This is a genomic window from Spartobacteria bacterium UBA695 (genome assembly GCA_002298145.1).
Classification (GTDB): Bacteria; Verrucomicrobiota; Verrucomicrobiia; order Chthoniobacterales; family Chthoniobacteraceae; genus UBA695.
This window is the reverse complement of the sequence record DBMP01000004.1, coordinates 22,564-36,405: the sequence shown is the minus strand read 5'-3', so window position 1 is coordinate 36,405 and position 13,842 is coordinate 22,564. Positions and strand designations below refer to the sequence as shown.

Here is a 13,842-nt window from a genome sequence, read left to right as displayed (position 1 = left end):
TAATTTTTATGATTAAGATCGGCAGTTTCTTCTTAGCTCTCGTCTTGATGGGCGCGGCGGGGCAATCGCTCAACGCTGACCCCGGCTCGCCAGTGCGCGTACTGGCTGAAACGGATACTGTGTGGCGAGGCACAAAGTTTCAAATCACAGGAATCAATCGCATTGACGCAACGCATATATTGCTCGCAGTCAGGATCGTTGTGGGTGCCAATGCAGGCGGGCCGATTTTTTTGGGAGAACCGAGGCCCAAGTCGGCAGATTCCGAAGAACTCCCTCCTCTTCCGTTTTCTTTGAGCTCTGCGAAGTTGATTGACGAGAGCACGAACCAGTCATTTTCAGCTTCGCCGGATCTTCCTACGACCCCCTATTACGGATCCAATTCCATTTTAACGACCCGGTTCCCCAACTCGTGGTTGCAACTCGGCGTGCTGATTTCGGTCGGTGCACCGCCGCCGCCCAAGCCCGATGGGACAGTGGTACCGCAGAAGGTAACGATCTGGCTACCCAAAGCCAAACAGCCCATGGTGCATGTCGAATTGCCAGCACCGCTCCCTTCCTCCTCCGGCACGAAATAAGGAATTGGTTTTGTTTTTCTTGGTAGGGCAGTCGAAAGGCATTCGAGCCGTTCTGTTTACATACCGTTTGTCTCACTGTTTCAAAATGGTACGGCGATAATCGAGGAAACAATGAAACACGTCCTGAATTTTTCGAACGGGATTTCTCTGAATCTCGATGTCTCCGGAAAACAATTTCGCGGCATCGGATCCGTATCATTCCGGGGAACTCAATTGCGATCCGATTGCCTGCCATGGACTTTGTATACGGAGAGTGAGCACTTTGATGAGGCGGTTCGGTTTGAAGAATTTACGTTGGAGGACGTGCGTGAATCTGGCGACGCAGTGGAGTTGATTTTGCACTCGAAGGGAATCTGGATGCCGCGGGCGCAAGCTGCGGATGCCATGGGGGAAGCGCGGATCAAAGCGCGGCATGTCGCGGCCCCGGTTGCGACATTCGTTTGGCGGTTTTGCCCGATTACGGAGCAGCTTTACGAAAATCAATGGCATGGGCTTTCCATGCAGATCCGTTATTCGTGCAAAGGTTATCCCATTCATTGGATTTTGGAAACAGCGACTTGGGAGATCGAGGGTGAAGCGGCGGGGGGCACGCTCATTCAGCAAGACGTATCAACCATCCAGTTGGAACAAATGGTTGAGGAGAAGAGCGCATTTTCGACGATCGAGAAATTTTTTACGGAAGAGCAGGGCGGGTGGGGTGGATGCTATCCCATGGATATGCTCCCCCGGGCCGCCGGAGCGGGGATTTGCGATTTCCAGGCGAAGAAGGGAACGGCGCTTTGTTTGTTTGCGGAACGGCCTGGGCTTACCCGCACCCGACTCGAAAAGTTTGGTGACGAAAACGTGATCCATTATTTGGACCGCCCCTATTTTCCGCTATCGGAAGAAGCCGAGGCACCCGAGCGGAAACTGCTCGTTTACCAAGCTCCCCGGTCTCTGGAGTGCTATGAGGTCCGCAATTTGTGGCTGGATTGCTTTACCGAAGTCCGGCGGCGGATTTTGGCGGCATACGACTTCGATCTCGAAATTCCCCAGCCCACCTCCGGCGTTCCTCTCTGGGACAAGGGGCTGAAAGCTAGAATGACAGAGTGGTCGAAACCACTGGAGAATAATTTAGCTGAATATGCGCGGCTCGGTTTCCGCCAAGTTTTTGTGCATGGCGTTTGGGATAGCGTCACCTCCGATTTGACGCCCGGAATTGAAGGGAACATGTGCTGCCCGTATTCCTTCCGATTCGCCGAGGCATTCGGTGGCGCCCAGGTGATGAAACGCCTCAACGACAAAGCCCAGGCCCTTGGCCTGAGAATGATGCAGTGGTTTTCGTTTCATCTCTCCCAACGATCTCCGATCTGGAGGGAACACCCGGATTGGGTGCTTCACGAAGCCAATGGCGACCCGTGGGATGGTGACTACCATACCCTCTGGAGCGGTCGTATTCGGAGCGAGTTTGGGCAATGGTTTTTAAAACAGATTATCGACGTTAAAAAGGAGACAGGGATCTCTGGCATTTTCTGGGATTCGTATCAAAACCTTGGCGTGACCTGCCTGGACTGGGGCGCTCCCGACAAAGCGCCACAGGCTGACGATATCTTCCGAATGCAAAGGGAACTGCAAAAGCAGGGCTTTATGCAGCGGCCGGAAGTGATTACGATTTTTGGGGTTAGCCAGGTTGGCCTGTTTGGATTCTGCAATGATAAATTCCGGCGGAGACTATGGTCCGATTTCGTAACCGGTGACCAAGCCTTCGCGTTGATGGATTGCAGTCCCGCGTTTTTATCACAGGAGAACCCCGTCGCCCCGGATAAGCTGAGCGCGGAGCGTTATTTTTGGATGGCCGCCCATCGTTGCCCTCCCGGCTTGGGCGGAAATTCGTGGGCCGTCGATTCCTCGCCGGAAGATCGCCTTCCCGGAGGCAAATATGCCGAAGCGTATGGCCGCGTCAACCACCTCTATAACCAAGCCCTCCCGCGGATGCATCGGCTTCGTTTGCAGCCGGGGGGCCGTTTTGTGCTCTGGCTGGACGAGGCCGGGAAACCGGCGATCGTCTGGGCCTTCGAGGACGTCGAGTTTACCTATCACGGTTGCATCACGAACCTGGAAACAGGCGAAACAGGAAATTCGCAAGGTTCCTGGCAACTGCAAGGTGGTTCGGTCTATTCTCTCACGGCACACTAGCAGCGGAGTTTATATGCAGCGTAAAATCAAAATTGTTTGTCTTGGGGATTCCATTACCGGGCCGGGCGACGGAAAGGCCTATTTGGATAAATACGTGAAGTGGTCGGATCTTCTGCAATTCGGTCTGGGGGCGTCGCTAGGCTTCAACCGTGTGGAAGTATTGAACCGGGGCGTGGCTGGCGACACCTCTTCGGGAGTTCTTCGGCATCTGGATGAGCGGCTATTGCAAGCGCAGCCCGATATTGTAGTCATCCTCATCGGCACAAATAATTTCGACAAGAACGCTGACAAAGCGGAAGCCTCGCGCACTTTCAAAACGGATTTGACCGATATCGTAGCCCAAGCCAAGACTGCGGGAATCAAAGTTCTCTTGCTTCAATATCCCACGCCGCGGGCGGAGAATATGGAAAAAGTCTGGGTTCATGGCGACGCGGGGAACCCGGTCATTGAGGAAGTGGCGAGGGAAACCGGCTGCCCCGTTTTGAATTTGAAAGGCGCATTTGACACCGCTGCACAAACGCTCTCCCTTGCCTGTCTTGCAAGTCCCGTTGACGGCATTCACCTCAGTCCCGGTGGCGAACTGGTCCTTGCCAAAGCAGTTCTGGAAAAACTAGTCAGTCTCGGATGGACTGCAGCCGAGCCAGATGCTGGAAAAGCAGCTGCCTTCGCATTCACGACGACTGAGCGCTTTTAATCGTTCATCTACCCAACGCGCATTCCCCCCAGACCTCTTACGCTGATAAGCGTCATGAACTTGACTCACCACCTCCCCCCTGCTGATCCGGTTCGTACGGCTGCACCCGAGCCCATCTACTCAGTCGGCACCCTCGTCTACAACAAACGGCAGTTGATCGTCTTGTTTGTCTGGCTGATGTGGAACGATTTTGGGATCACGCTGATGGAGTCGATCGGCAGCTTGAATAAAGTCATGATGCGCGACCACGGGGCGACCTATACGCAAATGGCGCTTTTGGGGAGCATTGGCGGCTTTATCACGCCGTGGATCAATCCCTGGGTCAGCACGTGGTCCGACCGCCATCGCGGCCCCTATGGCCGACGCAGACCCTTCCTCTTGATTGCCACGCCGATTTTTGCCGTATTCCTGATGGCGATTCCGTTCATGCCGGATTTCTTCCGCTGGCTGGAGCAGTTCCCCTTCATGGCGGGGCTCTTCAGGCAAATTCCGATGAACGGTCCGGCGTTCTTCATCGGGGTCTGCGGCTTGGTTGCTGGAATGTTTAATGCCGTGGTGTTGGCTATATTCAGTTATCTTTATTGGGATGTGGTGCCGGAGAGCGTCTTGGGACGGTTTAATTCGCTGAAAGCCAACGTCGCTCTGATCGCAGGCCTTCTCTGGAGCTTCTTTATCTTCGGCCTCGCCGATCACCACATGAAGGCCGTTTACGTCGGCACCGGTCTCTTCTCTCTTGCCATCTATCTTCTCTCGGTTTGGAAAATCCAGGAAGGCGAATACCCGCCGCCGGAGGTCCATACTAAAGGCAGCATTCTTGCTCCCGTTCGGGCCTACTTTGTCGAATGCTTTAGCGAGTCTTTCTATCTCTGGATTTTTTGCGCATCGCTCTTCTGGCAACTCGGCAACAACGGCGGATGGTACCAGTTCAACTATCTCCACTACGATTTAAACTTGGATCTCACCACGCTTGGGTGGGTGGATGGTTGGGCCAAAATGGCGACCACCGGTTTCGGCTTATTGCTTGGCTTTTCCATCGGGACTTTCACCGACCGTTTGAAACCGGTGCGGCTGATGGCGCCAGCCTTAATGCTTTTAACGATCGTTGTTTTTTGGAGCTACTTCTTCATCCATGACAAGTGGAGCTATCTGATCGCGTTCTGCTTGAATAACCTCGTGCAGTTTGTTCTAGGGATCATCGTTGGCGCATTTACCGTGGAAGTGTTTCCGAGGGAAAAACTGGGGCAGTTTTGTTCCGCGCAAGCTGTTTTCTATCAAGTCATCTGCAACCTCGCTGGCCCGCTCACGGGAATGCTCTTTGATCGTTTGCAGAACAACCGCATGGGCTACCTCTGGACGGCCTTTTTCTATCTGCTTTCCGCATTAGCTTACGGGAAAGTGTATCTCCTGTGGAAAAAGAGAAGCGGGGGCTTCCCCGTGCCCCAAGCCGAATCCCTTTCCCGTTGATTTGCCTCGATGAAATTGAAATATTGCTTCCCGTTATTGCTTCTCCTTGCCGCCTCCTGCCTTGAGAAGACGCTAGGCGCTCCCGTGGATATTCCAGAAGCTGCCGCAAAATCGGTTGGCGCTGAAGTTCACTACCAATTGCCGACGACGGGGCCGCTGCCCAAGACCTACCGGGTGACCCTTGCCTCGGTCGATCCCAAAGATCCGAACTGGATCATCAGCACCTTTGCCGCGGGAGTAGTCCGCACGGTAACGACCGAGAATCAAGGGCGGTTCACCGAAACATGGAACGGTTTGGATGACAACTACATGCCGGTGCCCCCGGGGACTTACGCCCTAAAGGGAATTTTCATGCCCGCGGAAAAATGGGAGATTGACGGGCTTTACCACACCATCGTTCCCAAACTCGCCTCCGCTGGCTCATCCTGGAATCAGTCGCCCTCCGAGGACACCTTGCCCGGCAAAATCGAGGGCGATCCTTGCGGCGGGCCGTTGCGCGATGTTGATGTTGCCCCCAGCGGCAAGGGCGCGGTCTATTTTCAATACTTGGAAAATGGGCGGAACTACTTCCTCACCGATTTTACCAAACCGATCGGTTACAGCCAAATCATCACCGGTTATAGTTCAGCCGTATTTGCCGGAGGCAGTTCGACCTGCACCGACGGGGAAGTCATCTGGAGCTTCTGCAACGAGGCGGGTAAAAGATTCGTGGGCCGCGCCGATGGCAAGCCCTTCGGCAAGCAAAAAGCCGCGCGCGACAATGTCTACTTGCCCGATGGCTGGGTGAAGGCGCTTGCCGCATGGCCGGATCACGATCTCGGGCATACGGTTGTTTTCAGCGCGGAAGGCGGCCGCATTGTTAAGGGTGGGCGCGATTACGTCGAAAGCGACAGCGACCTCATCGACGAAGTGCGAGCGCTCGATGGCGTGGACGCTCACATTCTGGCAACTTGGAAAATCCAGCGCCCCTTGGGCGTTGTGGCCCGCCATGGCAAGCTCTACATCCTGCACGGCGGCGGCGGGGCGGACTTTGAAGTGCTTTCCATTCCGCTTGGAGCGGGCTGGGATAAGGCCCAGCCTTCACGGCTCTTCACGGTTCCCGCCGGGGTGAAGCCTTTCGACGTCGAGGTGGACAGCCACGATCGGATTTACCTCAGCGACTCCGACGCGAATCATGTTTACCAATTTGATGCCCACGGAAAGGGGCTCCTTACCTTTGGAAAGCTCGATGCACAAAAGGGTGGCACATATGATCCGCTATCTTTCATGGCTCCCGAAAAGCTTGCCTGCTGGACCGACGCCCAGGGTAAGGATCGCCTGCTCGTGGTGGAACAATCTGGCCCCAACCGCTTGAGCGAATGGAGCTGCGACGACGGCAAAATGATCCGGCAATGGGTCGTGCCACAAACCCGGGCGAACGACGGTTATGCGGTCGATCCCCGGCACCCCGACCGCCTCTACGTTCCCGGCCAGGGCCACACATTGGTGCGGTGGAAAATCGATTACGTGACCGGCCAGTGGACGCCCGAGGCAGTCTGGACCAATGTGGGAACGACCCACAACGGCAGTGGCGAATTCGACGGCAAGCTCCTTCAGCCACTGGCCTGCCCTCGCCTGATTTATCGTGGCGATGAGCTCTACCTGGCTTTCTGGAAGGGCTATGCCATTTACCACTTGGAAGGCGAAAAGTGGAGGGCCTGCGCCGGTATTTTTCAAAAGCGCGTAGATCGCAAGAGGGTCTGTTATCTTTGGAGCGATCTCAATGCCGACGGCGAGGTGCAGGAAGACGAATACCTGCCGTTTCCAACGACACCGCCGCAGGGGACGTTGCGTTATTTCGGCGAATCATGGGCCGAGGACTTTTCTCTCCTCTGCATGGGGCGGGGAACCAATGATATCTGGCGGCTTCCTGCGCCCAGCTTCGATAGCCACGGCACCCCGATCTTTGATCCCAATGGCTGGACTAAAATGCTCAGTGATCCCACCTTCGAAGCCAAGAAAGCGGGAACCGTTACCGCCACCCGTGGCGGAAATGAAGTGGGCGTTAGCTATAGCAGTGACTGGGCCTCGGTAACCAACGCCCCGAATGGCGACGTCTACGTTTCTGCACGAAGCGGCCCGAACGTAACCGCCAATTTCGGCACCCAGTTTAAACTCTCCCGTTATGTTCCCGATGGGAAAGGCGGCTACACCGAACGCTGGAGGGTGGGCCGGATGGCGATCCGGGGCAACGCCGTTTCGGGCGAAGTTTATGGCCCGATTTTTGTCAATCCTCCGATCAACGGTCTGGTGGGGTTGGTTGATAATTCCCGGGCGGGCTATGTGCTCTACACGGAGGAGGGGCTCTATGTGGATACGCTCTTCCCCGATTCCCATTTTGTTTCGCACGATCAAATGGGCGCGTATTGGCAACCCGCTGAATTTTTCGCCGGATACAATTACGTTAACCAGGATAATGGCAAAGTTTACATAGCACTTGGAAAAACCGTGCCCCTCATCTATGAAGCTAAAGGATGGACGACTACAGAAAATCCGGTAAAGCCCCTGATCTCTCTCGATAAGACCGTAAAGCTTGCCGCCAAACAGATCGATTCTCCGCCCGAAGTCGCCATGACGATCCGCGGTGGCGCGGCGGCTTCGCGGGTGGCCCGGTTCTATCCTGCTCCTGGCGGCGGGCCCGCCCTCGATGGCTCCATGGCGGGCTGGGAAGCATGTGATCCAGTAGTATTTTCCGCAGGCAACGAACAAACCGTTGAAGCGCGGTGCTATTACGATCCGGAGCATCTTTTCATCCGCTGGCATGTGCGGCTGGGGCACGCATTTGTCGCCAAACCGCTGGAACTTCCCCAACACATTTTCGCCCACGACCAGGGAAACGATACCTTAGGCCTCTATCTTCAAGGCGACCCTGAGGCCATTCCTGGACCTGGCTTACCAGACGGACGCCCTGGCGATGTCCGCTTTGTTTTCGGCATCTTCAAGCTGCCGGGCGCGGGAGATCCAACCGGCCCGATCATCCTCGGTATGTACCCGAAATGGTCGGACAAAGTGGCCAATCCGCAGACCTACAAAACCCCGGTGGGGAGTGTCACATTTGCCCATGTTGCCGTCGTTCCGGGAGTTAGCTCTGGTTACAAAATCGACGAGGATGGCAACGGATTTGTCCTAGCCGCGGCCATTCCGCGTACCGCCCTGCCGGGTGTAAAGACTTTATGCGGTTGGCGTTCATTGGGAAATTTCGATGCGAATCTTGGCGGCGTAAACCGTTTCTGGTGGAGCAACGTCGACGGCTCCGCAAGCAGGGAGACTTTTGACGAGCCGACGGAGGCGCGCCTTTACCCGGGCAGTTGGTCACCGGTCTATTGTTTGCCCATCGAAAACAAACTTGCCATCCAATCGTGGATGGCCATCGGGCCGTTCGGGTTCCCGCAGGTTACCAAACTTGATCTCCTCAAGGATCGCCCAATGGTTGTCAAAACGCTCTGTGAATCGGCATTTCCGCCCGACACCGAACGCAACATGGCCGCAACCTATGAAGGCGACCTAACGCAGACGCGAGCAGCCCGGCGGACGGCGACGTGGAAAGCCGTGCATCTGAGCACCGACTTGGTTGATTTCAAAACGGTTCTCAATTGGACCTCCTATAACGACGAAGGAACCACGTACTTATTGACTCATATTTACACACCTCAACCCGCGGAGGTGCTGCTAAATGCCTACGACGACGCACGCGCGCTGGACATCATCAGCGGGCAGCTCAATGGAAAACCGCTGCCTCAAACCAAGGAAAAGAACAAGATCCGGCTGGACAACTCCAAGCCGCTCTCCCTCCAAGCGGGGTGGAATGAATTGTTGATTCGGCGCGACTTGATTTACGGCGGACAGCTCTTTGGTGCCAGTCTCATGGCCGATCCTGCCGTTCTTTGGAAACTAAAGATTAGCGGACCACCTCCACATTAATGATAGGGGAACACAAATGATGATTTATCGAAAAATAGCCGGTTACGGGACAGCCGCTGCATTGCTGACGGCGCCCGGATTAGTGCAAGCCGACGTTAAAATGCCAGCGATCTTCGGCGATCACATGGTGCTGCAGCAGGAGACAGTTTTGCCCGTTTGGGGCACCGCTGACCCGGGCGAAAAGGTGACGGTGACCGTTGGTAAGGAAACCGCCCGCGCGGAAGCGGACGCTAACGGCAAGTGGCTGGTGAAACTGCCAGCGCTGCCCAGCGGGACGCCCCCCGTAACGCTGACGGTGACAGGCAAGAATACGCTGACTTTCAACGACGCGCTGGTCGGCGAAGTCTGGGTCTGCTCCGGCCAGTCGAACATGGAGTTCCCTCTTTTCCAGGCCCTCAATGGACGGGCAGAAGTTCCCAAGGCCACCGACTCCCAGCTTCGCTTCTTTTTGGTTAAGCACAAAACAGCGCTTCAACCGGAAAGCGACGTGGAGGGAAGCTGGCAGGTCTGCTCACCCGAAACGGCAAAGGATTTCACGGCAGTCGGCTATTTCTTCGGGCGTGAATTGCGCTCCTCATTGGGGCGTCCGGTCGGCCTGATCGAAGCTTGCTGGGGCGGCAGCCCCGCTCAGTCGTGGACCAGCCTGGAGGGTTTGCAAAAAGAGCCTACGCTCCAAAACTACGTTGCCAGATATAACGCGAACGCTGCGCAGTATCCCAAACTCGCCCCGGAATATCCGGCCCAGATGGCCGCTTATGAAGCCGATATGGCCAAGTGGAAGGCCGAGGAAGATCCCAAGTATCAGGCGGCCTTAAAAGTTTGGTTGGAGGCATCCAAAAACGCCAAACTAGCCGGGCAACCAGAGCCGCCCATTCCCGCAGCCGCGCCCAAGCCCGTTCTTCCGAAAGATCCCACCGGCGGGCCTGGTGGGCCGTCGAATTTGTTCAACGGGATGATCGCACCTCTGGTTCCCTATGCCATCAAAGGGGCGATCTGGTACCAGGGAGAGGCCAATGCCGAAAATGGGCCTGGGTACCGGACGTTATTCAGCAGGATGATCACCGACTGGCGCGAACACTGGGCGCAGGGGGACTTCCCGTTCTTATTTGTGCAGCTGGCCAGCTTGGACATCGGGCAGGATTGGCCTTCCGTGCGCGAGTCCCAATTGAAGACCCTTTCACTACCCAATACCGCCATGGCTTCCGCGGTCGATCTCGGCGATTATCACAGCCTCAAAAATTTCCATCCCATCGACAAGCTCGACGTGGGCTTGCGGCTGGCCTTGGCCGCCAAGAAGGTTGCCTACGGCCAGGACTTGGTTTACTCCGGGCCGATTTACGCCGCATCCAAAGTCGAGGGCAATACCCTTCGCGTCAGCTTCACGCACACCGGAAGCGGCCTCGTCATCAGCCGTCCGCCGTGGATTGACCCTACAGCCCAACCATGGCCTACGGACAAGATCGTCGGGTTCGAGATAGCAGGGGCCGACGGAAATTACGTTCCGGCCGATGCCAAGATCGACGGCAACGATGTGGTAATATCCAGTCAGCAAATATCCGAGCCATCGTTTGTGCGTTTCGCGTGGTCGAGTTTGGTATGGGCCAATCTGTACAACAAGGAAGGGCTGCCCGCGGCGCCATTCCGAACCGATAATCAGCCACCGCAAAATCCGTTACAACGCCCGCATTAGTAGAGCAATTTCGGATTAATAGCGTAGGGCGTTCTGGGAACCATCGAGGCGGTGGAGGCGCATAAAGAATCCCCAAGAACGCCCTCCATTGGTATCCATCCCCACGGTCAGTTGATGCACTCCGGCTTTCAATGAAATGGTTTTCGACCCCTCGTCGGGCAGACAGGGGTTGGAACCATGCAGGGCATCAAAAAAGCGTTTGCCGTCGAGCCACAGCCGGAACGGCCCGTCGTACCCCAGCAGGAACTCGATTTTGGCGGGCTCGGCGAGTTCAATTTGGCTCCAGAAATAGGCATGGCCGGAATGCCCAATCCATGCGGCATGATCCTCAACAAACCCATCCTTGCCAGCCGTTTTCACCGTGGTCTCAAACGCTTTCAAGTCGGGACAAGCGATATCTTTTAAAGGCTTGGCAACCTGAACCACACCCGTTCTTTGCCAGGTGGTGACAAAGGGCGCATCTGCTCCGGCGACTTGGCATTCCACAGGCCCGAATACCGGCAGCGCGTATCCCCGCGAATCGGAAATATTGCAATCCGGATCGAGGCCGTAGCCGTAATGCAGGCGCATTCCTTTGGGTAGTCCGGCAGCGAGAAATAGACGCACGATGTTGCCATGGAGCGTTGTTTTGAAAATTTGCGGCCAGATGTTCCCTTGCGCGTCGATTAAAACGAACCCGCGCGGCTGAGGTCCTTCGCATCGGAGTCCCTTGCCAACATGGTCAAAAATCACATCAATTCCCAGGCCCGGTTCCGCGTCGGCAGCTTTGGAAGTGCCCCCGGCAATCACCGCGCGCAGTCGCGGTGCGGGACCTTCCTTTTGGTTGCCGTAGACTAGGAAATCGGCCGCCCGGGCCATTCGCAAGGCAAGGGTTGGAAAACTTCTCGTCGAGATATGGATTGCGTCGTCCAGTTCCAGATCGACCGCAGCTACCGTCTCCAGATTTTTAATATGGTGCGACATCAAACGCTGAAGATCCTGCACGTCGTTCCACGGTTGGAAATTCGCACGCACGCCGCTGGTCCGGCCAATTTGAACAATAACCCAGGGCAGCCCAGGCTGATGTAAATCGCGGCGAGTGGCGGCCACCAACTTCTTCATTCGCTCCATGAATTCCGCAACCTGTCGCGGCGACGTATCGCTCTCCCCTTGATACCAGAGCATGCCCGCCACCGGCTGGCCCGTCGCCTGCACGGACAGGAGCATGGAGGCATACATCGAATCTTTTAGCGAGGGATCCCATTGTTCCATGCTCGTTCCGCCATGGGCAGTACAGATCAGCGCTTGCGGAACGCCAGAGCGCTTCAGCATCTCCTTGGCGAAGGGGATTCCGACGCCGGCTCCCCGCATTGCATTTGCCCGATACCGCTCTCCCTCTTCCCGAGGCTGCTGCGTTCCGTCGTTGTGGCAATGGTCCGGTGATTCGTTCAACACATGGAGGGGGTCCGTCGCGGAGCGCCACTCGCGACGCATGGAAAAAGCCCGTATGAGTGGATTGGGCTTGGCGGGTTGACTAATGTTACCCACGCCTTCCATATTGCTTTGCCCTGCCATGATCCAGACATCCCCCACAAAGAAGCTAGCCACCGAGGCTTTCCGGCTTCCGCATTGGAGTTCCAGCCGGTACGGCCCTCCGGCTGGAATGGCGGAAAGCTCCACGGAAAACGAACCTCGGGAAGCCCGGCCCACGCGCCGTTTGTTCCAATCGCTCAGCGGTATCTTGCGTTTGGAAATGGTCGCGTAAATCACCCCGTCCATTCCGGGACTGACTCCTGCTATTTTTACATTGGCTCCCCGCTTGCCGAGGCGTTGAAGAACTTGGCCTTCGCTAAGGCCGCTCACGATTTTCATGGAATGCTCCTGGGATATGGGCTGACTGGGGTTAGGTTAATTAGCCCCGGGATTTTTGCAGTATTAAGATGTATCGTTCAAATGTCCAACCTCATGCCACCCTTTCAGCACTGGATCAAATCTGTATACATTGAACCTCTCCTTTACCCCTGCTGAACTCTCGCTCTGAGTCATGAAATATCTTCTTGCCTGTATCCTCCTGGTTCTCAACTTCGTGAATGCCTCTGGGGCTCTCTCCGCTTCATTCGCCGAATTTGATCGCAAGGCGCGGGCGCATGAGCCGCTTTCGGTGGTCTTTTTCGGAGGCTCTCTCACCTTCGGAGCCAATGCCAGCGACCCCGAAACCACCAGTTGGCGCGGGTTGATGATGGATTATTTGCGCAAAAAATATCCCAACACGCCCTTCCACTTTTATGACTCGGCCATTGGCGGCACAGGATCGAACCTCGGGATGTTCAGACTACAGCGCGACGTGCTCGCGAAGAAACCCGACTTGGTATTTTACGATTTCACCGTCAACGACGGTCCGGGCGATGAGATCGAGGTGCTCGCGTGTTACGAAGGCATTTTGCGGAAAATGATCGGAGCGGGCATCCCGGTCATGCAGGAGTTTATGACGTTCCAGTTTTTCCGCGCACCCGAAGCCTACCAACGGCCGCTCTATGTAGCTCACAAACGGCTCGCCGAGGCTTACCAGACCGCAGTAGGCGATGTCGCGGCCTCGGTTTGTGAACTGGTGCGTTCGGGCAAGGTACCCGAGAACAAAATCTGGCCCCTCGACGGAGCCCATCCCTACGACTATGGCTATCAACTCTTCTTCGAGGCCATCCGCGATGGACTGGAGAAAGCCATCGCCGACGGACGCCAGTGCGTGGTTCCGGAGAAGCCGGTTTTTTCCGACCAATTTTCCAAAGTCACGCGGACCGTCCTGGTGCAGAACCCGTTGCCTAAAGGCTGGCGGCAGAGCACCACTTATCGCACTTCAGCCTGGTACGACGGCCTTTCGAGCCGATGGATGACGGATGTGGCGGTTTGCGGCGGGAAAGAAAAAGGGCAGCCCAAAGTGGCTACGGAAATCGAGCCGCTAAAGATGGAGTTCCCCGGTACATTTGTAGGTCTATTTGGCGAAAAAGCTGGCAACGGCCTCGCCTTTAAAGTGACCATTGATGGAAAGCCGGTCCCCTACGTCACGGAAAACAAGAGGGATGGCAGGAAGGTCTTTGATTTCTGGCCCAACAAGGTTTCTTTCGCCAACGGAGATCCCAGCGTCCACCTTTTCTCGTGGATTAAGATTGCCGATAAACTGGCCCCTGGCAAACACACGCTGGAAATCGCTCCGGTGCTCGACCCCGATAACGCCGATGGCGAACTCCATATCGAAAGCGTTTGCACCGCTGGTGAATAGTTCATTTTCAACCTCCAATTTTTTACTC

8 protein-coding genes are annotated in these 13,842 nt (G+C 55.9%); 7 read left to right on the top strand and 1 reads right to left on the bottom strand.

What is annotated here, in order from left to right:
• Window positions 1-8 precede the first annotated feature (8 nt).
• The 6 genes from B2828_RS01330 (at window position 9) to B2828_RS01305 (ending at window position 10,558) form a co-directional block, all read left to right on the top strand.
• Window positions 9-575, top strand: coding sequence for a hypothetical protein (locus B2828_RS01330; protein ID WP_479631875.1), 567 nt, complete (start codon window positions 9-11; stop codon window positions 573-575).
• A gap of 783 nt (window positions 576-1,358) precedes the next feature.
• A complete protein-coding gene (locus tag B2828_RS01325) occupies window positions 1,359-2,750 on the top strand; it encodes a hypothetical protein (protein WP_479631874.1) in 1,392 nt (463 codons plus the stop codon).
• A 13-nt stretch (window positions 2,751-2,763) separates the two neighbouring features.
• Window positions 2,764-3,444, top strand: a complete 681-nt coding sequence (locus B2828_RS01320; protein WP_479631873.1) for an SGNH/GDSL hydrolase family protein — start codon at window positions 2,764-2,766, stop codon at window positions 3,442-3,444.
• A 54-nt stretch (window positions 3,445-3,498) separates the two neighbouring features.
• A complete protein-coding gene (locus tag B2828_RS01315) occupies window positions 3,499-4,908 on the top strand; it encodes an MFS transporter (protein ID WP_479631872.1) in 1,410 nt (469 codons plus the stop codon).
• Between the two features lie 9 nt (window positions 4,909-4,917).
• Complete coding sequence (locus tag B2828_RS01310) at window positions 4,918-8,868, top strand: NHL repeat-containing protein (RefSeq protein ID WP_479631871.1); 3,951 nt, start codon at window positions 4,918-4,920, stop codon at window positions 8,866-8,868.
• Window positions 8,869-8,884: 16 nt separating this feature from the next.
• Window positions 8,885-10,558, top strand: a complete 1,674-nt coding sequence (locus tag B2828_RS01305; protein ID WP_479631870.1) for a sialate O-acetylesterase — start codon at window positions 8,885-8,887, stop codon at window positions 10,556-10,558.
• A 15-nt stretch (window positions 10,559-10,573) separates the two neighbouring features.
• Here the strand turns inward: B2828_RS01305 and B2828_RS01300 are convergent, their stop codons facing one another.
• Entirely contained in the window at window positions 10,574-12,409 is a 1,836-nt protein-coding gene (locus B2828_RS01300; RefSeq protein WP_479631869.1) for a sialate O-acetylesterase, read from the bottom strand.
• Between the two features lie 172 nt (window positions 12,410-12,581).
• Here B2828_RS01300 and B2828_RS01295 point away from each other — a divergent pair, with 172 nt between their 5' ends.
• Window positions 12,582-13,814 carry an SGNH/GDSL hydrolase family protein gene (locus tag B2828_RS01295; RefSeq protein ID WP_479631868.1) on the top strand — a complete coding sequence of 411 codons (1,233 nt, stop codon included), beginning with the start codon at window positions 12,582-12,584 and terminating at the stop codon, window positions 13,812-13,814.
• Window positions 13,815-13,842 lie beyond the last annotated feature (28 nt).